Below are 25,106 nucleotides of genomic sequence, written 5' to 3' on the forward strand. Positions count from 1 at the left end.
ATCGCGCAATAAGTTACGCTGGACTCGCTACACAATGTTCCGCTCGCCCGTGTTGGCGGCGTTATGCACCTAAAAAGTAAGACATGAACACACTACTTCTTGCTGTTATCGTTATCGTTGGGATCGCGCTCTTTGTGGCGCTAGCAAAGAGTAAGGGTGGTCCCAGCGAATTTCCGTATCAGTTGTCAAAAGACTTATTGTCAAAGGCAGAACGTTCATTCTATGGAGTGCTTGTTCAAGCCATTGGTAACACTGGCCTAGTCTTTTCCAAGGTTCGGGTAGCTGACGTAATCACTCCCCAAAAGGGGTTGAATCGGTCTGATTGGCAACGTGCATTTAATGCCGTTTCATCAAAGCATTTCGATTTTCTTGTATGCGATCCCACTGATTGCTCAATCAAGCTTGCAATAGAACTTGATGATGCGAGCCACAGTACAGCTAAGTCTCAGAAAAGGGACAGCCTTCTGAATGGAGCGTGTGAATCAGCTGGCTTGCCTTTGCTTCGTATCAAGGCGGCAAAGGGGTATGTGGTCGCTGAGATTCAGCGTCAAGTTGAGGAAGCAATTTCACCTTGGCAAGATGTTCCGGCACCAAGTACGGTTGTCCAGGCTTTGGAGTCTGAGACCATGATGTCAGAGGCAATATCGGCAGACGAACCAACCCCAAAGTTAAGTTTGAAACAAGGTTCTGGCCCGGTTGAAAAGCCAATACCTGCAGTCGCTCGGGAAGATGAACCAATATCGCCCACTTGCCCAAAGTGCGGAGAACCAATGCTTCGTAGGAAGGCAAAGTCCGGCAGCAATGCTGGTCAAGAGTTCTGGGGTTGTAGTGCTTTTCCAAAGTGTCGTGCCGTGGTGAAAGTCGATGCATGACAAATCGTTGCAAGGAGGGCAGCCCTCATGTGTTTCTTAGCGTTGAACTCCGCCCCATCTGAATTTCCACATCCACGTTTCAACATTTATGGGTTGGCAATACAATCGAACAATGGCGTGGCTTATAGGTGAAATTGAGCAAAGTTGATATGGTGCCAATGTCTTCATAATTAGCCGTTAGGTTGAAATAGAAAAGTAGTTTGTATGCGCTTAAAGGGAAAAATTACTCGCTGGGATGATGAGAAAGGCTTTGGCTTCATCTCAGGGTATGGAGATGGGAATTCAGTTTTTGTTCACATTAAGGCCTTCTCTCGAAGGTCACCTCGGCCGGAAGTAGGAGATATTGTTTCTTACGAAATGGCCAAAGGGAAAAACGGCAAATCAAGAGCCGAAAAAGTCCGCTTTTCAGCCAAAACTACACTAAAAAAGCAGTCTATTGGTAACCGCCGAAGCAGCTCATTCCCTGTTCTCTTTACAGCAGTTTTTGTTTGTTTCCTGTTTGTCGTGGTGTACTTCAACCGAGTATCCTGGATGGTCCTAGCCGCTTACTTTGCGGCGAGCCTCGTTACATTTTTCGCCTACGGTTGGGATAAATCAGCGGCACGGTTGGGACGCTGGCGTACAGCAGAGTCCAGCTTGCATTTTATGGCGCTGGCTGGAGGTTGGCCTGGTGCGCTGGCGGCGCAACGTCTTTTGCGCCATAAATCTAGCAAGCAGGAATTCCTAGTTGTGTTTTGGATTACGGTATTTCTGAACGTGGCGGCAGTTGGTTACCTGGTCTGGAATGGTGATGCAACTTTCATCCAGAGACTGATAGATGGGGTTTGGCAGATGTAGTGGGTAGGGAAGGGTAATCCTCCAGACGAAAAGCAACGATGACCGCCGCCTCCTGCTTCCTTTGCCAAACTATAACAATTTTTATTAAGGCCAGATTGCTTATAGTTTCAGATAATACAAGGAAGTGTTTCTATGTAATCCATATTAATGCAGAGTATAGAAAGTACCCCTCCGTCATCAATCCCTTAAAAGGTCGGCCAATGGTTCGCCAAAGTTACGTGCACTTTTGCGATCTGGCTCAGGGTTTAATTCAACAATGACAGGACCATTAGGTCCAATAGCCATATCAAGACCAACAAATTTAATGCCTGGAAAAGCCATTAAAACTCGCTTAGACAAATCGAGACACGCCTCCCAATGAGGCAAACGAACCCCCTTTATAAGGCAATTCGTATTCGGGTGAACTTGATAACAAGTACGATTAACACCTGTATCCATCAAATCCTCAAGCTCTGCTGTGCTAAGGCAAACATTAGCTGTAAGCCCGCCCTGTATTGAGTTATCGATCACCTGATTATCACGTCCTATCTTAAGAACAGCTCCAAGCACCTCGGCACCAGCTCCTCTTTGTATAACCCAAATCCGAAGGGTATTTAAGCTACTCGGATGAAAGTTGGCCAACACTTCATGCTGGTAAATATATTCCTCAATCAGTAATCCATCGCATGTATTTTCCTGAAGATACTTATAGAAAAAATCGACAAAAGGTAACGAAGGTCCGTTACCTGCCAAATTTTTTAACTCTAGCTGAGATGGTTTTTGTATAAGCTTTGCCGCAACAAATCCCATACCTCCCCACCCCTCAGCCATTTTGAAACAAACCACCGATGACCGACAACTTATAAGGAGGTTTTCTAAACAGGTCAAATTATTTAGTGCCTCTCCATTAGAGTCACTACCACCCCCTTCGTGATAAAAACCAATAAATGTCGCCGTAGGAAACCCCATAAGAGTGAGAAGTGATTTTTCTGCCAACTTATGCTGTGCAAACTTTCGATATTCTTTTGGATTCAACTGATCAATGCGTGCATTGTATTGTGAAGCATTCATAAAACGTTTTTTAGCTGACAAAGGAATATCCCTACGCCAAAGAGATGCTTCAAAATACAACAACGGGCCCAGGCCTCTACAAACATAAAGATAAATAATTTCAGAAAATTGAGTGAAGAATCCTATTCCTTGTTCAGACTTTATTTTCCTAGCCAAGCATATAGTCTCAATCAACTTACTCATTGAATTGAACCTGCTTTTCAGGTTGCAAACAAAGATACCTCAACCCCCAGTTAATACTCACTAGACTTGCCCCATCACCAAACCCTAAATATTCCTCTATCCCTGAAAAAATTTCCTTATCAGTGGCGAGGTCTAAGCCAAATAAATCACGAAAAAAATGTATGGCCTTTTGTATAGAATCAAACTCCCAAAAAAAAGGCTTATACTCATTTGACACCACTTCAAGACTTATATCTTTTAGGCTAGCTTCTATATTTTTGGTGAAAAAAAGACCCTCATGCCCCATGGAATTATATTTATTTACAAAAATATTAAGAAACTCTGCCATTTTAGATTCTTCATCTACATCGCCAACGACTAAAAAACCATCAGTCTTTAACAAGTCCAAACATTGCCGAAAAAACTTCTGTTTATTTTCTACATGATGAAGTGCCGCCAAGGAAAGAATCCTATCAGCAGAGTGAGATGCAAAAGGCAGCTCAGTTAGGCCAGATAATAATGTACAGCTATGGTCATTAACCGGGCAATGACTAGCAAAATCATCAGAGGACTCAACAAAGATATAATTTACTTTTTCAACAGGTACAAACTTCTTTAGATACCCTCCCCCAGAAGGAATATCAAATAGAGTCATATTAGATTTAATATTTAAATACTGTACAGCCAAGGAAAATTCAGTAGCCCGAGCCAGAGGGCATAATTCCATTGCCTGATGGTAGCGTCTGGCCCTCTTTTTAAATATATCCTCGTAGGAATCAAACATTTATGTTTTTTAATCCCCTTACCTAGATAATTCAGTGAATGTTGACTCTCATAATACATAGTCTTAGCTCAACATTTAATAGTAGAGGTAATGGGACATAACAGTAGGCGTTGATAGCCTTCTAGGGCTGCTGATTTGCGATAACCGTTAGCCGCGGTGGGTGTGTTAGTTTACGCTTTTTACTTTCTTTCTGACTTTGTCACCCAGCACCAGCATGGCGGGGGTCAGTAGAAGTGTCAGTACGGTGGCAAAGGCCAGGCCTCCGGCAATGGCACTGGAAAGCTGTGTCCACCACTGTGTTGATGGCGCGCCTAGCCCGAGTGATGGTGTTAGCAGGTCGACGTTGATACCCAGCACCATGGGCATCAGTCCCAGCACAGTGGTAATAGCTGTCAGCAGAACAGGGCGTAAGCGCAAACAACTGGTCTCCAGTGCTGCTTCGTAGGCCGCCATGCCATCTCTTTTCATCTGGTTGTAGGTATCAATCAGAATAATGTTGTTGTTCACCACAATCCCCGCCAGTGCAATAATGCCCATACCCACCATGACAATGCCAAACGGTTGGCTGTTCAGCAGTAATCCCAGTAGAACACCCGCCGTGGAGAGAACAATCGCTGAAAGAACTAGAAAGCTCTGGTACAACGAGTTGAACTGGGTTAACAGAATAAGCAACATCATGGCAATTGCCACCAGAAACGCAATTGACAGAAAATTGGAAGCCTGCTGTTGATCTTCGTTTTCACCGGCAAACTTCACTGACACACCATCGGGCGTTTCAGGCAGCTCTACCTGCAGAGCTTTTAGTAAGCTGTCCGCCTGTTCGCCAGGCAGAGTATCGGATTTGATGGTTACCGTTCTTTGTCCATCTACCCGGGCAATGCTGCCGGTCTTGTTTCCCGGTTGCAGGTCAAGAAACTGAGAAAGCGGGACCTGCCCCCGCATTGTATTAATAGTCTGGCGTTGTAGATGATCCAGTTCGCGCCAGTTGTTCGGAACCCGCACCGCAATATCCACCTCGTCACGCACGTCTTCAGGCCGGTAGGTTGCCAGGACAAGGCCATTGGTCACTAGGCGAACTGCACTGCCAATGCTGAGCACATCAGTTCCGAAACGTGCAGCTGCTTCACGATCAACTTCCAGACGCCATTCAATGCCTGGTAGGCTGCGATCATCTTCAATATCCAGAAAGCCGCCTTGTGCGCGCATCTGGTTCTCGATCTGATCCACATAACCGTTAAGTTTGTTGCTGTCGCGGCTGCTGATCTGCAGCTCGATCGGCTTGCCGCCTGCAGGACCGTTTTCTTGCTTGCGGAACTCCAGCTCTATGCCCGGAATGTCCTCAGTACGGGTCTGAAAGTCACCAAGAATGGAGCTGGCCGAGCGTCGGGTAAACCAGTCGGTAAATTGGAACTGAAGTACTCCGATCACATCCGGTGCCAGCTGTGAGTTGACGTTCAACATTGACCGTGCATAAAGGGCTTTAACTTCCGGCATTCCCTGCAAGCGATCCTCTACCTGCCGCACAATGGCATCCCGTTCCAGCACCGAAAGATCCCCGCGTGCACGAATCTGCACCTGAGCAGAGTCCGGCTCCACACTGGGGAAGAACTCAATCCCATAGTTGAACTTGCCATAGGCGGTATAGACCAAGACAATCACCACCAGCACGCCCAACAGGGTGAAGCCAGGATAGGATAGAAGTGTGGAGAGCAGCCTGCGATAGCCTCGCATCATTCGCCCACTTTGGTTGACCCTACGGGCACGATGACCGCCGCTGTTTCCACCCAAAACCGGCAAAAATATCAAGGCCATCGCAAGAGCTGCAATCAGGCAGATAATGACAGTGATGGGCAGGAATTTCATGAATTGGCCTGCCACGCCTGGCCAAAACAGAAGGGGCACGAACACCGATAGGGTGGTAGCTGTAGAGGCAATGATCGGCCAGGCCATGCGGCAGGCCGCCTCCGCCCAAGCCTCTTGCACCTTATACCCATCAGACAGGTTACGGTCTGCCAATTCTGATACCACAATGGCCCCGTCTACCAGCATCCCCGCAACTAAAATGAGACTGAACAACACAACGATATTCAGGGTGAGGCCCATCATCCAGATCACCAGAATGGCGGTGAGGAAAGCTCCGGGAATAGTAAGTCCCACCAGCACCGCCGATCGCGGCCCCATGGTGGCAATAATGACTATGATGACCAGAACAATGGCGGTCAGTACATTGTTAAGCAGATCGCTCAGCAGGTTTTGGACTTCGTCGGACTGATCCATGATGTAGCGTATATCCAGAGAGTCCGGTAGTTGCGGCTGTGCCCGGGCAATCAATTCTCGCACCTGCCCTACGGTTTCGATAATGTTGGCGCCGCTGCGCTTGGACACTTCTAGGACAATAGCCGGCTCGCCGTTGATACGGGCGAACCCCGTCGGGTCTTTGAAGGCGCGCTGTAGCATGGCGACGTCTCCGAAGGTGACCACGGTGTCGCCATCAACCTTGATCGGCATGGACATGACATCTTCTATATTCTCGATAACGCCGGGTACTTTGAGCGTCATACGGCCATTGCCAGTATCCAGCGACCCGGCTGCTACCAGCTGGTTATTGCGAGTTACCAGAGAGCTGAGCTGGTTGAAGTCTATACCGTAGCTTTCCAACACCTGTGGATCGACAATAATCTCCAGCATATCTTCCCGGTCGCCGCCGATCTCGACTTCCAGGACCTCGGGAATCGCTTCAATGGCATCCTGAAACCCACGAGCAATGGTTATAAGCTCGCGTTCAGACAGAGGCCCGGAAAGACCAATGGAAAGCACCGGGAACAGTGAAACGTTGATCTCATTAACTCGCGGCTCGTCGGCTTGCTGGGGGAGTTCGCTGCGGGCAGTATCTACTTTTTCCCGAACGTCCTGCAGGGCTGTATCCGGATCAAAACCCGCATCAAACTCCAGCATAACTGAGGCATGTCCCTCTGAGGCTGTGCTGCGCATTTCCTTGATCCCCTCGAGTGATCGCAGTTCCTGCTCCATAGGTCGCACCAGCAGCCGTTCCCCATCTTCCGGGCTTATACCTTCCAATGTCATGGAGATATAAATCATGGGAATGGTAACGTCGGGGTTTGCCTCCCGGGGGATGGCTTGAAATGCGGCAATACCGCCCACAATCAAAAACAACAGGGTTAGTAGTGTGGTGCGGCTACGATCTATTGCGGCGAAAATGAGTGCGCGCATATTACTCAGCCGCGATCTTCGGAGACATCAACAGGCTCGACGTCCTCGCCCTCACTGACAAATCCAGCACCGCGGGTAATCAGGCGAACCTCATCGGGCAAGCCAGTGACCCAAGCGCCTTCGGTGGAAACACTGAGTAACTTCACCGTGCGAAAAATAACCTGATTCTGTTCATCTACATACTTCACACCGGGGCGACCATCGTCTCCCAGAGATAGATAAGCCGGGGAAATGAATATCGCCTGGACATCAGCCAGAGCAACACGAAGGTTGGCACTGCCTCCAGCTATGCGTTTCTCCTGTGGGTTTTCAACGGCAATTTCCACCGCAAAACTCCGTGTCTCCGGGTTTGCGGCACTCGCTACAAAGGTAACCACTCCATCAAGCGCATCTCCGTCCAGAGGGCGTATCCGCACTTTCTGGCCCGGCGCAACCAGCGCAACGGATTGTTGAGGTATCTGCCCTTTAGCTTTCAGGCGATCTATTCGAACAAGTTCATATAAAGGCGAGCCAACCTGAACCAGGCTGCCGGCCTCGACATTTTTGCTGTTAATCACACCATCAAACGGAGCCGTTGGCCTGAGATGAGAAACTTCAAGCTGAGCATTCTTCAACTCCGCGCGTGCTGTGGCCAGTTCGCTTTCGATGCCGAGTATCTCTGACTGCGATGCAAGATTCCTGGAGCGCAATTTGCGCGCGGCAGCCAGATCTGCGTCAAGTTTTCTGGTCCGTGCCTGCCAACGCTCAATTTCTGCTTTGCGGCCGTCTTCTGAAAGCGTTAAAAGCACCTCCCCTGCTTTTACCGAATCGCCGAGATCTACCTCAATGGTCTCTACCGTGCCTGCAACCCGGGCACTCACGTTTACAGCGCTCCAGGGTTCAATCTGGCCCTGGAGCAGAAGGTCCGGCTCATACCGCTGCGCATTGAGAGTTGTAACCTGAACCAGAGTCCGTTCCTGCGCCGCAACCTCCTGCTTTGCGGGCGGCTTGGTACTTGCAACCTTAATGTCGCCCGTTGCCATCCAGATCACTAGAGCAATCACAACCACCACGGACAGCCCTAGCGAACTCCATTTTACTTTGCTCATGAAATACCTACACAGTGTGAAATCAGTGAGTGACGATCAATATAAGGATGTTATCTGAAAAAACAGGATTAAACGGTTGCAACTGTAATCCCCCCTCATTTATAACCGCTGTTTTGGGTAGAGGGTAAAGCCGCCTTCATTAGTTGCCTTGGTGGTGCGCCGCCAATGGTGGTGTTCGGCCTTTCGTTATTGAGTACTGACAAGTTAACTTATTTTTCTTGGAGAAGTAGTGTATGAGTAAGCTTTATACTAATAGTTCGCCACAGAAGCGATGCATGAACCGTTAGAGTAAATCGTTGCAGAATAACATTTGACGGTATAATTGACGGTATAAAAATATTTGAACTAGTAAAATGCTTTAAAAAACATCTTATTAGATGACATATTCAAGTCCGGCCTTGGCACCATTTCAACATCCATAGAAGTCCAAGGATGTACATAACACCCCGGTTTTCCGGGGTTTTTTGTGTCTGATGCCAAGTGCAGGTCCGGTAGCGATTTGCTATGACCCCGGATTGTCATGGGGACTCATCAATCCCGGTATAGCCTGGTCAGTTGGTCGTAGTGATCAATGCGGCGATCCCTCAGGTAGGGCCATATTCTGCGTACAGTCTCACTGCGGCTCAGGTCGATCTGTGCCACAGAGAACGCTTCTCTGTCACTCTCTGCCTGCCAGATAATCTCTCCCTGTGGCCCCGCGACGAAGCTGGATCCCCAAAACAGTGCCCCGGGCCCGCCTTTTGGATCAGCTTCATGGCCAATGCGATTGACGCTAATCACTGGCAGGCCATTGGCGACGGCGTGAGAGCGCTGAATGGTTATCCAGGCATCGCGCTGACGTTGCTGTTCCGCATGATCATCCTCCGGACTCCAGCCGATTGCCGTGGGGTAGATCAGCAGATCTGCGCCAGCCATTGCCATCAGCCGGGCGGCTTCCGGAAACCATTGGTCCCAGCAAACCAGTACGCCCAGTTTGCCAAGTGACGTCTGAATCGGATTGAAGCCCAGATCGCCGGGGGTGAAATAGAATTTTTCATAGTAACCGGGGTCATCGGGAATGTGCATTTTGCGATACATTCCGGCGATGCTGCCGTCATTGTCCAGCACGACTGCTGTGTTGTGGTAGAGGCCCGGCGCGCGTCGCTCAAACAACGATGCGACAATGACAACACCCAGCTCCCTGGCCAGCGCGCCCAGCCGGTCGGTAGTGGGGCCGGGGATGGTTTCCGCCAGGTCGAATATGGTCGTATCTTCCTGCTGACAAAAATACAGGCTGCGATGCAACTCCTGCAATACCACCAGTTGGGCCCCATTGGCAGCTGTCTCGCGAATGCCGGTCATGGTCTTTTCCAGATTTTCGGTCACGTCTTCACTGCAAGCGTGCTGGACAATGCCAATCGTTAGTTCAGCCATTCAAGCGTTACCTCGGGTCATGGATTAATGAGCATTCAGTATGCCCTTGGGCAATTGCATGGTAATACAGTGAAGGCTGCCATGCTGTTGGATAACCGGCAGGCAATCAACCCCCTCGACCTGATATCCCGGGAACGCCTTTGCCAGTTGCGCCAATGCTTCGCCGTCTTGTGTGTCCCGGTAAGTGGGTACAACGACCAGGTGATTGAAAACCAGAAAGTTGGCATAGGTAGCAGGTAGTCGCTGGCCCGTTTGATCGTATTTTGCAGAGGGCCAGGGCAGTGGAATCAGGCGGTAGCTGCTGCCGTCGGCACTGGTCATGCCCTGTAATTCGTTCGCCATAAGCTGTAATTCCGAAAAATGACTGTCGGTTTTGTCATCGCAGGCCTGATAGGCAATCACGTCATTGGGGCAGAGTCTTGCCAGGGTGTCGACATGACTGTCAGTGTCGTCCCCTTGCAGAGCGCCGTGCTGTAGCCAGTTGATTTTTTTCACACCCAAATCTTTGCATAGCTGTTGTTCTATTTCTGTCTGATCAAGTGAGGGATTGCGGTTTGGGTTCAGCAGACACTGGGCTGTTGTCAGCAGGGTGCCATTGCCATCGGTTTCAATTGATCCGCCTTCCAGAACTAACGTGCGCTTCTGAATACTCGCTCCCGGATAGGCCCCCAGCTCGACAAGCGTTGAAGTGAGAGCGTTATCCAGCTGACAGGGGTGTTTGTTCCCCCAGGCATTGAACTGATAATCCAGCAGGCAGAGTCCGTGGTCTGTCTCGACCGTGACAGGACCGTAGTCGCGCACCCAGGTGTCATTGGTCTCAACCGGGAATATCTGCAATTTGTCCGCGGAGATACCGAGTTGCGACATCCGTTTTGAAAGCGAGTTAAGTTCTGTTGGCGAAACTGTGATGATTACTTCGCCAGCACCTGTGAGGAGCCTGACCAGTGTCTCATACACCGGAATAATTTCATTCAGGATCGGCTTCCAGTCTGTTCCGGCATGGGGCCAGGTTAGCTGAATGGCATCCTGAGGTTCCCATTCAGCGGGAAGCCGCACTCGGTAGTTGGTCATTGTGGATGGCCCTGTACTTTAAATCTTGGGTGTTGTTTAACATCATTTTCCGGGCTTTTAGAAACCTATCAAAGCTTTCAGGGGCAACCATAGGCGATGTAGGTGCCTTTGCCATTGACAATTGATTGGCGAACAATGGTGTTGGCTCCCATCTGGAGGGCCTGCTGGCGGGCGAGGTTGTCCAGTTCGTTGCGCACCTTGTCGGTGTTGCGGGCAATGGAGCCTATTAAATTTGCTCTCACGCTGCTGTTGATCTGGCCAACACGGTGGCACTGGTTGACCCGATCCGCTGGCAATAGCACCACCTGAGCTGCCTCAGGGGGTATTTTTACCCAGGTACAGGCGTTCGTTAGTGTGAAGGAAGCCGAAATGATCAGGGCAATGGCCAGGGGTTTTGTGGCGGGTATCAAGCGGTTCTCCGTCTGTAATTAGGCTGGGGTATAAATATTAAGCCTTTCATCACTTTTTTGGCAGCGGTATGTTGATGCAACAGCGGAATGAAAAACGAGTATTGTTCTGACTGGGTTAGTCTCGATGATGGAGGTCAGAAAATGAACTGGGCAGTCAGACTCTCAGCGCTGCTATAACGCTCTTTTTATATCTTTTGAAACCCTGCCGGCCGTTTGTGTGGGTGATTTTTCATCCATTATGACATCGTTGTAATGCTTGAGTGACTGGGCATTTAGTGGGTCACCTATCCAGCGGGGCAGCTGCTGAAAGTTCTGGGAAATCAAACTTTCCCTGTCATCCATTTCCGCAAAGTTCAGCCCGACCATGTCGGCAAAGGTGTGGATGAAATGGGCAGTAGAGTAGGGCCGATCTGTGGCGCTGCGCCATTGGCCGATGTCTCGAGTTTGCCTGAATTTCGGGGATGTCCAGACCACGAATGGTACCGTGTACATGGCTGATGTGGGGTCGGCTTCACTGCGTCCCGCAAACAGATTATCCGGGTAGTCGTATACTTCCTCGCCGTGATCAGCGAAGTACACCAATAGACTATTGTCGTGCTTGCCGTCTATCGACTTAATCAGGGATGACACGATTTCGTCATTGTAGAGTATGGCGTTGTCGTAGTTGTTGTAATCTTCAATAAGATTTGGTGTTACCCACTCCGGGACACCGCTGCTGTCAGTAAAGTGATTGTAAGTCTCGGGAAAGCGGTGTTCGTAGGCACGGTGTGTGCCCAGCAAATGAACAATAATCAATTTCTTTACCGCATTTGACTCCAGGGCCTCTGCAAAGGGTGAGAGTACAACTTCGTCGTACTGATTGGCGTTCTGTTCCCGATTATTGTTCAGGTAGACCTGATGGTCAGCCAGCTGTGAGAACGTGGTTAGCATGGTATTGCGGCGAGTCTGGGTTTGCTGGTTGGTGATCCAGGTAATCTCATAACCTGCCTGCTGCATCATGTTTAGCAGGTTTGGCCTGGTAAAAAACAGACCCGGATTTTTAGCGTCGGCAAATGACAGTATCTGTTGGAGTGCTTCTATGGTATAGGGCCGGGGTGTTATTACATCAGTGAAAACCATAAGCTCATTGTTTGCCTGCAAAGTATCCAACTGGGGCGTGGTTGGCCTGTGATAACCATACAGGCTCATGCGCTGACGATTGGTCGATTCACCGAGCACCAGGATTACTGTATCGGGCAAGGTGGCAACTTTCGGCTTCAGGTTTTTGAGGGGTTGTACCTGACGATTTTTTTCCAGCAGGGCCGTCATGCTTGCCATCTGCTGCTGATATTTTGCGTACCCGACAATCAGGTTCCAGGGTGCTGCGGGTTCCATCCGCTTCATTTGGTGGTGAACCGCGTCGCTGAGGGTGGTATTTTCCTCTGTCAGCGCTGTGCTGATAAATGGAAAGAAGGGAATGAGTATAAAAAGAGCGGCATAAGCTAAACGTTTGCGATGTCCCAAGGCCACGGGTCGAGCTTGTCGCCATATCCATATTGGTACAGCCGCGAACAGTATCAGCACGGGTATAAACCACCATTGCCAATAAGAGGCAACAAACTCACTACCCTCGGCAGCATTCGATTCAAAAACGATAAAAATCGCGCTTTGGGAAAATTCCTGCCCATAGATAATGAAATAGAATACCGAGATGACAGCTGCCGGCAACATGATCAGACCGCTGAGCGCCAATAATAGCCGAGTATATCTGGGTGCCAATAGTATTGGGATCAGCCACATCAGACTCATCAAAATGGTTTCGCGCAATCCAATGAAACCAGCCATACCCGTCACATAAATGGGAATGTGGTAACTGAGGGAAAAGTAAGCCGCAAAAAGATAGGCCCAGAGAAGCGGATGTTTTTTCGGAAAGTCAGTCATTTGGCGGCAATTTTTTGGACGTGGAAGTGTAACTGTACGACCCTATTATTAAGTGGGGCTTAATTGATGTGGTCTGCTACGGAGCCCCTCCAGCTGTTGAGCGTTTTTTCCTGGGCAAGAGCTTCTGTGGTTGCTGACCGATGTCGCTGCCAAGGAATTCAGCCATACCTGGAGTGTGTTGCCTTGACGTGAAAGCTCCTTGCGGGGAAATCAGTAGGGAGCACAACAAAGCCGTGTTTCCCCCTTGACCCTATGGTGTGCCACCCCTATAATCCACGGCCCTTGAAGCAGTCACTTGACAGCTTGGGGGCTTGCCAGAGGTTATGAGCTGGCAAGGTGAAAGAGACATGCTCAGTCTCTTGGCCGTTAAGGCCAGCGTTTTTTGATGCGGGGTGGAGCAGCCTGGTAGCTCGTCGGGCTCATAACCCGAAGGTCGTAGGTTCAAATCCTGCCCCCGCTACCAAATTCTGGTATCGGTACTGCTGGTACCATGCGTCAGGACAAGGCGCAGCCGAAGGGCCCCTTTTTAGGGGCTTTTTGCTAAGTGGTTTTGATGAAGTGGGCTTTGTGCCCATTTTTTGATTGGGAAACCGAGAGATTACAGTGGCGACAAAAGAGGAAACCCTCCGCGCGATGATTACGCCCATAGTGGATGCAATGGGTTGTGAGCTTTGGGGGTTGGAGTATTTGTCATCAGGTCGCAATGCGATGCTTCGTATTTACATTGAGCGTGAGAGTGACGGTGTGACAGTGGAGGACTGTGAAAAAGTCAGCCGCCAGGTCAGCAGTCAGTTGGATGTAGAGGATCCGATTACCGGGGAGTACACTTTGGAGGTTTCCTCCCCGGGCATGGATCGGCCTTTATATACGCTGGATCAGTTTGAAAAGTATATTGGGGAAGATGTGGCTTTGCGGCTGAGATTTCCCCATGAAGGGAGGCGGAATTTCAAGGGCCGTCTGAATGGCGTGGAGGGTGAGGATGTTCTGTTGATTGTTGATGATCATGAATATCTCTTTCCCCTGGATAGCATTGAAAAGGCGAATGTCGTTCCCCGGTTTTGAGGGCGATTGCGAGGCTGAATGAATGAATAAAGAAATCTTGATGGTGGTGGAAGCCGTTTCTAATGAAAAAGGTGTGTCCAAAGAGGTTATTTTTGAGGCCATTGAGCAGGCCCTGGCCACGGCGACCAAGAAACGCTATGACGAGGATTCCAACATTCGGGTAACCATTGATCGCGCCACCGGTGACTATGAAACGTTCCGCTGGTGGGAGGTGGTCGCTGATGATGTGCTGGCGGAGCTCGGCACTCAGTTCACGCTCGAAGAAGCCCATGAGAAAGACACGGGTCTTAAAGCTGGCGATACCTTTGAAGAGCAGGTGGAAAATATCGGTTTTGGCCGTATTGCTGCCCAAACGGCCAAGCAGGTTATTGTCCAGAAAGTACGCGATGCTGAACGCGCGTTGGTGGTGGAGCAATACCGTGATCAGCTCGGTGAGCTGGTAAGTGGCAGCGTAAAAAAAGTGACCCGTGAAAGTATTATCGTTGATTTGGGTAATAATGCTGAAGCCGTTATGCCGAGAGAAGAACTGGTAGGGCGGGAAGTTTTTCGAATCAATGATCGGGTGCGTGCCATTCTTCAGGAAATTAATTCTGAGAGCCGTGGTCCCCAGCTTTTTCTAAGCCGTAAATGCAATGAGATGCTGGTTGAGCTGTTCCGTATTGAAGTACCGGAGATTGCCGAGGAAGTCATTGAAATCCGCGGCGCAGCCAGAGACCCCGGGTCGCGTGCGAAAATTGCTGTAAAGACCAACGACGGTCGAATCGATCCGATTGGTGCTTGTGTCGGTATGCGTGGTGCGCGCGTTCAGGCAGTATCCAATGAGCTGGATGGCGAGCGTATCGATATCGTATTGTGGGACGACAATCCCGCCCAGCTGGCGATAAATGCCATGGCGCCTGCAGAAGTGGAGTCGATCATCGTTGATGAGGAGACGCACTCAATGGATGTGGCGGTGGCCGGAGAGACTCTGGCGATGGCCATTGGTCGTAACGGGCAGAATGTCCGTCTTGCCTCTGAACTGACTGGCTGGAAAATCAATGTAATGTCTGTCGAAGAGGCGGAGGTTAAGCAGCAGGAAGAGTCCAGCTCACTGGTGGAAACCTTTATGAACCGCCTGGATATTGATGAAGATGTCGCCATGGTGTTGGTCGCTGAAGGGTTCACCTCCATCGAAGAAGTTGCCTATGTTCCTCTGGATGAGATGGCTGGCATCGATGGGTTTGATGAAGAGGTGGCTGAAGAACTGCGTGCCCGTGCCAAGGACGCGTTGCTGACGATGGCACTGGCCTCGGAGGAAGGGATGTCAGGTCCCGCAGCTGATTTGCTGGAAATGGAAGGTATGGACGATCAGTTGGCGCATACATTGGCCAAGCATGGCATTGCCAGCATGGAGGATCTCGCTGAGCAGGCCGTGGAAGACTTGCTGGATATTGAGAACATGGACGCAGAACGGGCAGCCAAGCTGATTATGACTGCACGTGCCCCCTGGTTCGCCGATGAGAGCGACAGTTAAACGAACAGGCGATGAATTGAGGAATACTGATGGCTGAAGTCACTGTTAGCGAACTTGCCAAGGTTGTCGGAGCATCCGTCGACCGCCTGCTGAGCCAAATGCAGGAGGCCGGTTTGCCTCACAACTCTGCTGACGCAAGTGTCAGTGATGAGGAAAAGCAGACGCTGCTGGCCTATTTAAAAGGCTTGCACGGTGAGCAGTCCCGCGACCCCAAAAAAATCACATTGAAACGCAAGACGGTCAGTACACTCAAAACGGGTGCCGGCCGTAAAACAGTTAATGTGGAGGTTCGCAAAACCCGAACCTATGTCAAGCGGGCAAATGAAGAAGAGGCTGCCGCTTCATCTGAGCAGGAAGAGTCGGTTGTTGCAGAGTCCGTCGTTGAGCCGGTTTCTCCCGTTGTTGATGATCCGGAAGTGAAGCGGCAGGCTGCCATTGAGACACGCCGCAAGGCGGAAGAGGAAGCTCGCCTTGAGCAGGAAAATCAGCGCAAGGCTGAAGAAGAACGCAAGTCTGCGCCCTCAACAGTCGAGCCGTTACCTCCTGAGCTGGTCGATCAGCCTGTAGACGCCCCCAAGCATGTGAAAAAACATGTCAGGGATGATGACGAAGCCGATGATTCTGAAGAGGCACCGAAAAAAGCGAAAAAACGGGGTGCCATCAAAGATCCGAAGCGCAAGAAAGAAGATTTGCTGAAAGCTGTCGTTGAGGAAGTTGAGGAAGTCGCCGGAGAGAAAAAACCCCGGTTGCGTTCGGGTATATCGGTTCCCATCAAGGTTGAGAACAAGCACAAATTTAAAAAGCCTACCAATAAGATTATCCATGATGTGGAGATTCCTGAACAAATCACAGTCAGTGATCTGGCCCAGGCAATGTCAGTAAAGGCTGCAGTCGTGATCAAGGAGTTGATGAAAATGGGGACCATGGCCTCCATCAATCAACCCATCGATCAGGATACTGCCACATTGGTGGTGGAGGAACTTGGGCACAACCCGGTGCCGGTTTCAGACGATGAGATAGAACAAAAGTTGATCCAGGCGCTGCAGGCCGATGTGTCAGAGGAGCTGGAACCCCGTGCGCCGGTTGTCACGGTGATGGGCCATGTCGACCACGGCAAAACCTCGCTGCTGGACCATATCCGAAAAACCCGTGTCGCTTCCGGCGAAGCTGGGGGAATTACCCAGCATATCGGCGCCTATCATGTCGATACACCCAAGGGCATGATCACCTTTCTGGATACACCTGGTCACGCAGCCTTCACGGCAATGCGCGCCCGTGGTGCACACAGTACCGATGTGGTGATTCTGGTGGTAGCTGCGGACGATGGCGTGATGCCGCAGACCGTGGAAGCCATTCAGCATGCCCGTGCTGCGGGCGTACCTATAGTGGTTGCCATTAACAAGATGGACAAGGAAGGCGCGGACCCTGACAGAGTCACGAATGAACTGTCTGCCAAGGATGTCATTCCGGAAGAGTGGGGTGGTGATACGCAATTTGTGAAAGTCTCGGCTCACACCGGCGATGGCATCGATGATTTGCTGGACGCCGTGTTACTGCAGGCTGAACTGTTGGAGTTACAGGCATCCCGGAATGCCCCGGCCAAAGGTGTCATCGTTGAATCGCGACTGGAAAAAGGTCGAGGTGTGGTGGCGACGGCATTGGTGCAGTCGGGTACCTTGCGCAAGGGCGATTTGCTGCTGGCCGGTGAAAGTGTCGGCAAAATCCGTGCGATGGTCGATGAGGCAGGTAAGCCGATTGTCGAAGCAGGGCCATCGATACCGGTAGAAATTCTCGGTCTTGATATGCCACCGGCGGCCGGTGAAGAGTTTCTGGTGGTAGAAGATGAACGCAAGGCCCGCGAATTGGCGGAAATGCGTCAAGATAAAACCCGTCAGGATCGTGTGAACCGCCAACAGGCCGCCAAACTGGAAAATATGTTTGCGACATTTGAGTCACAGGACAAAAAGGGTGTTCTCCCTGTGATGGTGAAGGCCGACGTCCGTGGTTCGCTGGAAGCAATTCTTTCCGCCATGGCGGATATTGGCACTGACGAGGTCGAAGTGAATGTTGTGGCTTCCGGTGTCGGTGGCATCAACGAATCCGATATTAACCTGGCCATTACCACCGGTGCCGTGGTGTTTGGTTTTAACGTTCGTGCCGATACGGCCGCCCGTCAACTGGTGGAGCAGGAACAGGTCGATCTGCGTTACTACAGCATCATTTACAACCTGCTGGATGATGTGAAACAGGCCTTGAGTGGTTTGTTGACACCGGAGCGCAGTGAAGTCATCACCGGTATTGCTGAAGTGCGCGATGTTTTCCGTTCTCCCAAGTTTGGCGCGGTAGCGGGTTGTATGGTGATTGAAGGTACAGTCCATCGCAACAAGCGTATTCGGGTGTTGCGTGACAATATCGTCATTTATGAGGGTGAGCTGGAATCGCTGAGACGTTTCAAGGATGACGTCAACGAAGTACGCAACGGTGTTGAGTGTGGTATCGGGGTGAAAGACTATAACGATATCAAACCCGGCGATCAGATTGAGGTGTACGAGATCAGGGAAGTCGCGCGCCAGCTCTGATTGTGCTGATGCCAAACCGATATGCCTAGAGAATTTACCCGCAATGACCGAGTCGCAGATGCGTTGCAACGCGAGCTGGCACAACTGATTCGCGACGAGGTCAGGGACCCGCGTTTGGGGCTGGTCAATATTACTGCCGTAGAGGTTTCCCGCGATCTCTCCAGTGCCAAGGTGTTCGTTAACCTGGTTGGGGCCGAGTCTGCTGAGGAGAGTCGTGAAGCTGCCGAGGTTCTGAATGGTGCGGCCGGATTTTTGCGGACGCTACTGGCCAAACGCATGTTGCTGCGTATTGTGCCAAAATTGCGTTTTATTTTTGATCTCACTGGCAGGCGTGCCCAGGAGCTGTCTTCGCTCATTGATTACGCGGTCAACCGGGACAAGGCGCGGCATACGGATACAGACTCCTCCGGGGAGGACTGAGCTTGGCGCGTCGTCGCAAGGGCAGGTCGGTCAACGGCATACTGCTGCTCGATAAACCGCTGGGGATATCCTCAAACGGCGCTTTACAGAAGGTGAAACACCTTTTTGAGGCCGCCAAGGCCGGGCACACGGGCAGTCTGGACCCCCTTGCGGCGGGCGTATTGCCGGTATGCCTTGGCGAGGCAACCAAGTTTACCCAGTTTTTGTTGGATGCGGATAAATGCTACTGCGCCACTTTCCGCTTTGGTATGGCGACTGTCAGTGGTGATGCCGATGGAGAGGTTACCCATGACGGCGGTGCCCCTGAGCTAACTGAAGCTCAGGTGCTTGAAGTTCTGGACGGGTTCAGGGGTGATATCGATCAGGTGCCCCCGATGTTTTCGGCATTGAAGCACCAGGGTCAACCGCTCTACAAGCTGGCTCGTGAAGGGTTGGAAATTGAACGAAAAGCCCGGCCGGTCACAATTCACTCGCTGGCATTGGTTGAGTTTCGCTGTGGTGAGTTCCCGGAGGTTGATCTGATCGTCCACTGTAGTAAGGGAACCTACATTCGCACGCTGGCGGAAGACATTGGTGAGCGGCTTGGTTGTGGCGCTTATCTATCAGCTTTGCGCCGCACCGCTGCTGGGCCTTTTAAAGAAGATCAGTCGGTGACGTTGGGTGAGTTGCAATCACTCAGGGAAAAAGGTGGTCTGGATCAGCTCGACCAACTTTTGTTACCGATGGATGCCGGGATGACACATCTGGCGGCACTGCAGTTAGAGGAAGACTTGGCCTTCTATTTTTGCCGGGGACAGGCGGTGATGGTGCCGCAGGTCTATCGTCAAAGTGAAGAAGGCGATATAGTGCGTGTCTTTGAAATGAGCCAGCCCCTGCCGCAGTTGCTTGGGGTTGGCGAAGTCACAGAAGATGGACGGGTAGCCCCGAAACGTCTTGTTGTGAGATAGGGAGTCCTGTCCTGTGTGACAGAATCCCGGATTGGACCCGCCAAGTGGTGCCGGTCGAATTCACTGTTAGGGTTCCTGTAAATATGCGCGGGCGCCCCGAATCTAACCCGCATATTGGAGAAATAACCATGTTAAATGTAACTGAAAAAGAAGCTATTGTTAAAGAGTACGCGCAGTCCGTGGGTGATACCGGTTCGCCGGAAGTGCAGGTAGCCCTGCTCACCGCCAACATCAATAAACTGCAGGGTCATTTCAGTGACCACAACAAGGATCACCATTCAAGACGTGGTTTGATCCGCATGGTAAACCAGCGACGCAAATTGCTGGACTACCTAAAAGCTAAAGACGCGAAGCGCTATATGACGCTGATTGGACAGCTTGGCCTGCGTCGCTAATAGAATTGCTGACGGCTCCCCTGGGAGCCGTTCACGCTTATGGAGAGGTAATATAATTGTGAATCCTGTAATAAAATCATTTAAATATGGCAATCATACCGTCACGTTGGAGACCGGTCGCATTGCTCGTCAGGCGACCGGTGCCGTGATGTGTACCATGGATAAAACGGCAGTACTGTGTACGGTCGTCGCGGCAAAAAACGTGAAAGAAGGTATGGATTTTTTCCCCCTCGGTGTCCACTACCAGGAAAAGGCATACGCTGCTGGCAAGATCCCCGGTGGATTTTTCAAGCGTGAAGGCCGTCCCAGTGAAAAAGAAACACTGACATCCCGCCTGATTGACCGGCCCATCCGTCCGCTGTTTCCCAATGGCTTCAAAAATGAAGTGCAAGTGGTCTGTACGGTAATGTCCTCTGAAAAAAATGTGGATCCCGATATCGCTGCACTGATTGGGACTTCTGCCGCACTGGCGATTTCCGGTGTCCCTTTTAATGGCCCAATTGGTGGCGCCCGAGTGGGTTATCACCGCGAAAAAGGCTATCTATTAAACCCAACCTATTCGGAACTGGCGGAGTCGGAACTGGATATGGTTGTTGCTGGGACGCGTGATGCTGTCCTGATGGTTGAGTCAGAGGCGAAAGAATTACCGGAAGACATCATGCTCGGCGCGGTACTGTTTGGTCACCAGGAAATGCAGGGGGCTATTCAGGTGATCGAGGAGCTGGCCAAGGAAACCGGTAAGCCGCGCTGGGACTGGCAAGCGCCTCCCGTCAACGAAACCCTGACTGACAGCCTCAAAGCCTTGGTGGGTGAGGGTCTGGATGCGGCATACCGTACCACTGACAAGCAGCAGCGTGTTGTCGAAATTGACGGCCTGCGCAATCAGGCGGTCGCAGCTCTGTCGAATGCTGAGGCGGGTATTGCGGAAGAGGATATTCGTGATGCCTTTAAAAAGCTGGAGAAGAAAATTGTCCGTGGTCGTATCATTCGCGGCGAGCCCCGCATTGATGGCCGCGACAGCAAGACAGTTCGCGCTATCGATGTGGAAGTGGGTGTGCTGGCCAAGGCCCATGGTACGGCGCTGTTTACCCGTGGCGAAACTCAGGCATTGGTGGTAGCCACGCTGGGTTCCATGCGCGATGTTCAGTATATCGATGCGCTGGAAGGCCGCCGCGAAGATCCCTTCATGTTGCATTACAACTTCCCCCCTTATTCCGTGGGTGAGTGTGGCCGTATTGGTTTTACCGGTCGTCGTGAAATTGGTCATGGCCGGTTGGCTCGGCGCGGTATTGCTGCGGTATTGCCGTCTGCTGAAGAGTTTCCCTACACCATGCGGGTTGTCTCTGAAATCACTGAATCCAATGGTTCAAGTTCCATGGCCTCGGTTTGTGGTTCAAGCCTCGCGTTAATGGATGCGGGTGTGCCGCTTAAAGCACCTGTGGCTGGTATCGCGATGGGTCTTGTCAAAGAGGATGATGGTTTTGCTGTGCTGACTGATATTCTGGGCGATGAAGATCACCTGGGCGATATGGACTTTAAAGTGGCCGGCACGGCTCAGGGTGTTACTGCCCTGCAAATGGATATCAAGATCGAAGGGATTACCGAAGAGATTATGGATATCGCACTGGGTCAGGCATTACAGGCGCGACTCCACATTCTTGGTGAAATGAACAAAGTGATCGACAAGAGCCGCAGTGAAGTGGCTGAGTCAGCACCCCGCTACCATATTCTGAAAATCGATCCCGACAAGATTCGCGATGTGATCGGTAAAGGTGGTGCCACAATTCGTGCACTGACGGAAGAGACCGGTGCCAGCATTGACATTGATGATAGCGGAACCATCAGAATCTACAGTGATGATGCCGATGGCTTGAAAAATGCTATTTACCGTATCGAGGAAATCACCGCTGAAGCTGAGATAGGTCGCATTTATGAGGGTACAGTCGCCCGTATTGTAGACTTTGGTGCCTTTGTTACGATCATGCCGGGCACGGATGGCCTGTTACACATCTCGCAAATTGCCAAGGAACGTGTGGAAAAAGTGTCTGATTACCTCAAGGAGGGTCAGCAGGTACGGGTCAAGGTGCTTGATGTGGATGCCCGTGGCCGTATCAAGCTGTCTATGAAAGAGACATCAGAGGACGAAGGCCAGGCAACTGAGGAAACAGCCCCGGCGGAAGAAACCCAGGTTGCCCAGGAGTCTACGGAGCAATAATATACTGGCTGTCACTTCAGAGAAGCGGGGCTGAGACCCCGCTTTTTTTATGGCAGGTTTTCGTTCACGTCCAATCGTGTGAACTATTCAGTAAATCCGGTGATCAGCCAGCGACATGCAGTTACAATGATTTTCCATGAATCAAGATGACCGCGCACTAAAAAACCCATTGATGGATTACCGGCTCTATGTCGGCCGTCTGCTGTTTACCATGGTTGTGGTGCTATTGTTGTCTGGTGGGCTGCTCTGGCGCTATTACCATCTCCAGGTCGAGCGACATGACGCATTCGTAACGCTTTCTGACCGCAACCGGGTATTGGTTGAACCGGTGCCGCCGCCCCGTGGGCTTATTTTCGACCGCAATGGGGTGTTGCTCGCTGATAACCGCCCCAGCTTTAATCTCTCCATAGTTGTGGAACGCGTTGAAAACCTTGCCGTCCTGCTTGATGAGCTGGAAGAACTGGTGGGAATTACCAGTGCTGACAGAGAGCGCTTTCACAAATTGCTCGAGCGTCGCCAGCGACCCTATGAGCCTGTTCCTTTGAGATTGAACTTGAGTGAGCGGGAGCAGGGAGTCCTCGCTGTCAATGAATACCGGTTGGAGGGCGTTGAAGTCACTGTCCAGTTGTTGCGCCATTATCCTTTTGGTGCCGAGCTTTCTCATGTGCTGGGTTATGTGGGGCGTATCAATGACCGCGAAATACAGCAGCTCGATCCGGTTCGTTATAGTGGCACCTTGGTGGTGGGTAAAACCGGACTGGAAAATTTCTACGAAGATGAACTGCTTGGTGAGGTAGGCTACCAGACGGTTGAAACCAATGCCCGGGGACGGGTGATGCGCCAATTGGAGCGAGTCGAGCCCAAGCCGGGTAAGGATTTGTACCTGCATTTGGACAGTCGTTTGCAGCGGGTCGCCTACGAGAGCATGGGAGATCAAAGAGGTGCTGTGGTGGCTATTGATGTGGCCACGGGAGGTGTGCTTGCCATGGCCAGTACTCCCGGGTTTGATCCCAATGAATTTGTGACCGGGATCAGCTTTGAAAATTACAATGCACTGCTCAGCTCCATTGATCGGCCTTTGTTTGATCGGGTTCTTCAGGGGCAGTACCCCCCAGGATCCATTGTCAAGCCAATCTACGGTCTTGCGGCACTGGAAAGTGGCACAATTACACCCGCCTACCGCATCTATGATCCGGGTTTTTACCAATTGAAAAATTATGAGCGGAAGTACCGGGACTGGAAGAAGGGGGGACACGGCAACAACATTGATTTGAGTGATGCCATCATTCAGTCCTGCGATACCTTTTTTTACGATGTGGGCGTCAAAATGACCGTTGATGTGATGTCGCTCTATGGTAACCGGTTTGGTTTCGGCCATAAAACCGGACTGGATATGCCCTCTGAGAGGTCGGGGATCATGCCTTCACGGGCCTGGAAACGGGACGCAAAAGGGCTGGCATGGTATCCCGGGGATACGGTCAATACCTCCATCGGTCAGGGTTTTACACTGGTCACACCAATGCAGATGGCTGTGGCCGCCGCCAGGTTGGCCAGCCGGGGTGAGATAAGGCCCCCGCAATTGGTGCGCAAGAACGGGGAGAATCCACTGCCGGCCGGTATGATCAGAGCGTCAGATAGCAACTGGGATTATATACATGGGGCAATGCAGGAGGTTGTGCACGGTCAGCGTGGTACGGCCAAGGTGATCAACAAGGATCTCGATTATCATATTGCTGGCAAAACCGGTACTGCTCAGGTGGTCGGTATCAAACAGGACGAGGAGTATGATCGGGAGCTGGTCGCTGAGAGAAACCGGGATCATGCGCTGTTCATCGCTTTTGCGCCTGTGGAACATCCGCAGATCGCCGTATCGGTGCTTGTCGAAAATGGTGAACACGGCAGCTCGACGGCTGCACCACTCGCACGCCAGATAATCGACGCTTACATGGCACTGTATCCGCAAAATCCGTCAGAGGGGTTCGATGAGTCAAAGTGATTTTGTTCGACGGATGGGGTCTGGCGGGTCCGCAATATATTGTGGACCCAGTCAATGGCGGCGCCTCCATGTAGATATCCCCCTCTTGTCCCTGCTATTGGTGTTGGCCGCGGCTGGCCTGTTTGTTCTCTACAGTGCCAGCGGACAAAATATTGCTTATGTGCATCGCCAGTTAGTCCATTATGGTATCGGATTGTTGGTAATGCTGACTGTGGCCCAGATTCCACTTCGGTTGCTGGATCGGTGGGCGATATTTCCTTATTTTTTGGGTGTTTTGTTGTTGATAGCCGTATTGTTTTTTGGCGTTGGGGCGAAGGGTGCCCAGCGTTGGCTGGAGATTGGAGGATTTCGATTTCAGCCATCGGAAATTCTCAAAATTGCGGTTCCGTTGATGTTGGCGAGTTATCTGGGCAAGCGTGCAGTGCCGCCGCAATTCAAGCATGTATTTTTCGCCCTGGTATTTATTCTGGTTCCGCTGGTGCTGGTCGGGATGCAACCTGATCTCGGTACAGCCATTCTGATTGGTGCCGCTGGTTTTTTCGCCCTTTTTCTGGCCGGCTTGCCGAGACGTTATCTAATGGTTGCCTTGTTGCTGGCGGCTTGCCTCTTGCCATTAATGTGGTTTCACCTTTTATACGATTATCAGCGGCAACGGATTTTGACGCTGTTTAACCCCGAGGCGGATCGGCTCGGTGCGGGGTGGAATATCATCCAGTCCACAATTGCTATTGGATCGGGTGGCGTTGACGGTAAAGGCTGGACGCTGGGCACCCAGTCCCAGCTTGATTTTCTTCCGGAGGGGCACACCGACTTTATTATTGCGGTGTTGGCAGAAGAGTTTGGACTGTTCGGAGTGATGTTGCTGTTGGCGCTCTATCTGCTGATTATAAGCCGCTGCGCTTTTATCGGCCTGAGGGCACAAAGTATGTTCGGCCGTTTGCTGGCGGGGAGTATTGCATTAACTTTCTTTGTCTATATTTTTGTCAACATGGGTATGGTCTCGGGTATTCTGCCGGTGGTGGGCGTACCATTGCCACTGGTGAGTTACGGCGGCACCTCTATTGTGACCCTGATGCTGGGATTTGGTATGCTGATGGCGGTCAGTACGGAAAGAAAAAGGTCGGTCTAACAGGGTTTATGG

At 51.1% G+C, this 25,106-nt stretch carries 19 protein-coding genes and 1 tRNA gene; 12 read left to right on the plus strand and 8 right to left on the minus strand.

The genetic code is table 11. From position 1 onward, the window contains the following. Positions 1–83 precede the first annotated feature (83 nt). Positions 84–872 carry a DUF2726 domain-containing protein gene (locus U740_RS05210; RefSeq protein WP_036859504.1) on the plus strand — a complete coding sequence of 263 codons (789 nt, stop codon included), beginning with the start codon at positions 84–86 and terminating at the stop codon, positions 870–872. A gap of 204 nt (positions 873–1,076) precedes the next feature. Then, complete coding sequence (locus U740_RS05215; protein ID WP_036859506.1) at positions 1,077–1,709, plus strand: DUF1294 domain-containing protein; 633 nt, start codon at positions 1,077–1,079, stop codon at positions 1,707–1,709. Between the two features lie 177 nt (positions 1,710–1,886). Here U740_RS05215 and U740_RS05220 read toward each other — a convergent pair whose 3' ends face one another. From U740_RS05220 to cptA, 8 genes are all read right to left on the minus strand, one after another. Further along, positions 1,887–2,942 carry a sugar-transfer associated ATP-grasp domain-containing protein gene (locus tag U740_RS05220; protein ID WP_036859509.1) on the minus strand — a complete coding sequence of 352 codons (1,056 nt, stop codon included), beginning with the start codon at positions 2,940–2,942 and terminating at the stop codon, positions 1,887–1,889. Beyond that, complete coding sequence (locus tag U740_RS05225; protein ID WP_051921217.1) at positions 2,935–3,705, minus strand: class I SAM-dependent methyltransferase; 771 nt, start codon at positions 3,703–3,705, stop codon at positions 2,935–2,937. Before U740_RS05225 ends, U740_RS05220 begins: the two co-directional genes overlap by 8 nt. A gap of 165 nt (positions 3,706–3,870) precedes the next feature. Further along, complete coding sequence (locus U740_RS05230; protein ID WP_036859511.1) at positions 3,871–6,936, minus strand: efflux RND transporter permease subunit; 3,066 nt, start codon at positions 6,934–6,936, stop codon at positions 3,871–3,873. 5 nt (positions 6,937–6,941) lie between these two features. Continuing rightward, positions 6,942–8,024, minus strand: a complete 1,083-nt coding sequence (locus U740_RS05235) for an efflux RND transporter periplasmic adaptor subunit (protein WP_036859513.1) — start codon at positions 8,022–8,024, stop codon at positions 6,942–6,944. Between the two features lie 531 nt (positions 8,025–8,555). Further along, a complete protein-coding gene (locus U740_RS05240) occupies positions 8,556–9,437 on the minus strand; it encodes a carbon-nitrogen hydrolase (RefSeq protein WP_036859516.1) in 882 nt (293 codons plus the stop codon). A 24-nt stretch (positions 9,438–9,461) separates the two neighbouring features. Beyond that, the gene (locus tag U740_RS05245; protein ID WP_036859518.1) at positions 9,462–10,508 is read right to left on the minus strand and encodes an agmatine deiminase family protein; all 1,047 of its coding nucleotides are present in this window, start codon (positions 10,506–10,508) and stop codon (positions 9,462–9,464) included. A gap of 77 nt (positions 10,509–10,585) precedes the next feature. Continuing rightward, on the minus strand, positions 10,586–10,918 hold the full coding sequence (locus tag U740_RS05250) for a DUF4156 domain-containing protein (protein WP_051921218.1): 333 nt from the start codon (positions 10,916–10,918) through the stop codon (positions 10,586–10,588). A gap of 171 nt (positions 10,919–11,089) precedes the next feature. Beyond that, a complete protein-coding gene (gene cptA, locus U740_RS05255) occupies positions 11,090–12,838 on the minus strand; it encodes a phosphoethanolamine transferase CptA (RefSeq protein WP_051921219.1) in 1,749 nt (582 codons plus the stop codon). Between the two features lie 386 nt (positions 12,839–13,224). Here cptA and U740_RS05260 point away from each other — a divergent pair. The 10 genes from U740_RS05260 (at position 13,225) to rodA (ending at position 25,094) form a co-directional block, all read left to right on the plus strand. Continuing rightward, a tRNA-Met gene (locus U740_RS05260) sits at positions 13,225–13,301 on the plus strand. A 140-nt stretch (positions 13,302–13,441) separates the two neighbouring features. After that, complete coding sequence (rimP, locus tag U740_RS05265) at positions 13,442–13,900, plus strand: ribosome maturation factor RimP (protein ID WP_036859520.1); 459 nt, start codon at positions 13,442–13,444, stop codon at positions 13,898–13,900. 22 nt (positions 13,901–13,922) lie between these two features. Then, entirely contained in the window at positions 13,923–15,413 is a 1,491-nt protein-coding gene (gene nusA / locus U740_RS05270) for a transcription termination factor NusA (protein ID WP_036859522.1), read from the plus strand. A gap of 29 nt (positions 15,414–15,442) precedes the next feature. Continuing rightward, positions 15,443–17,992, plus strand: a complete 2,550-nt coding sequence (gene infB, locus U740_RS05275) for a translation initiation factor IF-2 (protein ID WP_036859524.1) — start codon at positions 15,443–15,445, stop codon at positions 17,990–17,992. Between the two features lie 21 nt (positions 17,993–18,013). Continuing rightward, positions 18,014–18,412 carry a 30S ribosome-binding factor RbfA gene (gene rbfA, locus U740_RS05280; RefSeq protein WP_036859527.1) on the plus strand — a complete coding sequence of 133 codons (399 nt, stop codon included), beginning with the start codon at positions 18,014–18,016 and terminating at the stop codon, positions 18,410–18,412. A gap of 2 nt (positions 18,413–18,414) precedes the next feature. Next, positions 18,415–19,359, plus strand: coding sequence for a tRNA pseudouridine(55) synthase TruB (gene truB / locus U740_RS05285; RefSeq protein ID WP_036859529.1), 945 nt, complete (start codon positions 18,415–18,417; stop codon positions 19,357–19,359). A gap of 128 nt (positions 19,360–19,487) precedes the next feature. Beyond that, entirely contained in the window at positions 19,488–19,754 is a 267-nt protein-coding gene (gene rpsO / locus U740_RS05290; protein ID WP_036859532.1) for a 30S ribosomal protein S15, read from the plus strand. 58 nt (positions 19,755–19,812) lie between these two features. After that, positions 19,813–21,969, plus strand: coding sequence for a polyribonucleotide nucleotidyltransferase (gene pnp / locus U740_RS05295; protein WP_036859535.1), 2,157 nt, complete (start codon positions 19,813–19,815; stop codon positions 21,967–21,969). 136 nt (positions 21,970–22,105) lie between these two features. Next, on the plus strand, positions 22,106–23,965 hold the full coding sequence (mrdA, locus tag U740_RS05300) for a penicillin-binding protein 2 (RefSeq protein ID WP_036859537.1): 1,860 nt from the start codon (positions 22,106–22,108) through the stop codon (positions 23,963–23,965). Continuing rightward, positions 23,952–25,094: a rod shape-determining protein RodA gene (gene rodA / locus U740_RS05305; protein ID WP_036859539.1), complete on the plus strand. Its 1,143-nt coding sequence runs from the start codon at positions 23,952–23,954 to the stop codon at positions 25,092–25,094. The genes mrdA and rodA overlap by 14 nt, the downstream gene beginning before the upstream one ends. Positions 25,095–25,106: the final 12 nt, after the last annotated feature.

Origin of the sequence: Porticoccus hydrocarbonoclasticus MCTG13d, from assembly GCF_000744735.1 — a bacterium.
GTDB classification, from domain to species: Bacteria; Pseudomonadota; Gammaproteobacteria; order Pseudomonadales; family Porticoccaceae; genus Porticoccus; species Porticoccus hydrocarbonoclasticus.

Coding starts and splice junctions, on each gene's coding strand:
- rpsO (WP_036859532.1), top strand. CDS start 19,488: ATGTTAAATGTAACTGAAAAAGAAGCTATTGTTAAAGAGTACGCGCAG.
- U740_RS05230 (WP_036859511.1), bottom strand. CDS start 6,936: ATGCGCGCACTCATTTTCGCCGCAATAGATCGTAGCCGCACCACACTA.
- U740_RS05225 (WP_051921217.1), bottom strand. CDS start 3,705: ATGTTTGATTCCTACGAGGATATATTTAAAAAGAGGGCCAGACGCTAC.
- U740_RS05245 (WP_036859518.1), bottom strand. CDS start 10,508: ATGACCAACTACCGAGTGCGGCTTCCCGCTGAATGGGAACCTCAGGAT.
- nusA (WP_036859522.1), top strand. CDS start 13,923: ATGAATAAAGAAATCTTGATGGTGGTGGAAGCCGTTTCTAATGAAAAA.
- U740_RS05235 (WP_036859513.1), bottom strand. CDS start 8,024: ATGAGCAAAGTAAAATGGAGTTCGCTAGGGCTGTCCGTGGTGGTTGTG.
- infB (WP_036859524.1), top strand. CDS start 15,443: ATGGCTGAAGTCACTGTTAGCGAACTTGCCAAGGTTGTCGGAGCATCC.
- mrdA (WP_036859537.1), top strand. CDS start 22,106: ATGAATCAAGATGACCGCGCACTAAAAAACCCATTGATGGATTACCGG.
- rodA (WP_036859539.1), top strand. CDS start 23,952: ATGAGTCAAAGTGATTTTGTTCGACGGATGGGGTCTGGCGGGTCCGCA.
- U740_RS05210 (WP_036859504.1), top strand. CDS start 84: ATGAACACACTACTTCTTGCTGTTATCGTTATCGTTGGGATCGCGCTC.
- U740_RS05215 (WP_036859506.1), top strand. CDS start 1,077: ATGCGCTTAAAGGGAAAAATTACTCGCTGGGATGATGAGAAAGGCTTT.
- cptA (WP_051921219.1), bottom strand. CDS start 12,838: ATGACTGACTTTCCGAAAAAACATCCGCTTCTCTGGGCCTATCTTTTT.
- rbfA (WP_036859527.1), top strand. CDS start 18,014: ATGCCTAGAGAATTTACCCGCAATGACCGAGTCGCAGATGCGTTGCAA.
- U740_RS05240 (WP_036859516.1), bottom strand. CDS start 9,437: ATGGCTGAACTAACGATTGGCATTGTCCAGCACGCTTGCAGTGAAGAC.
- U740_RS05220 (WP_036859509.1), bottom strand. CDS start 2,942: ATGAGTAAGTTGATTGAGACTATATGCTTGGCTAGGAAAATAAAGTCT.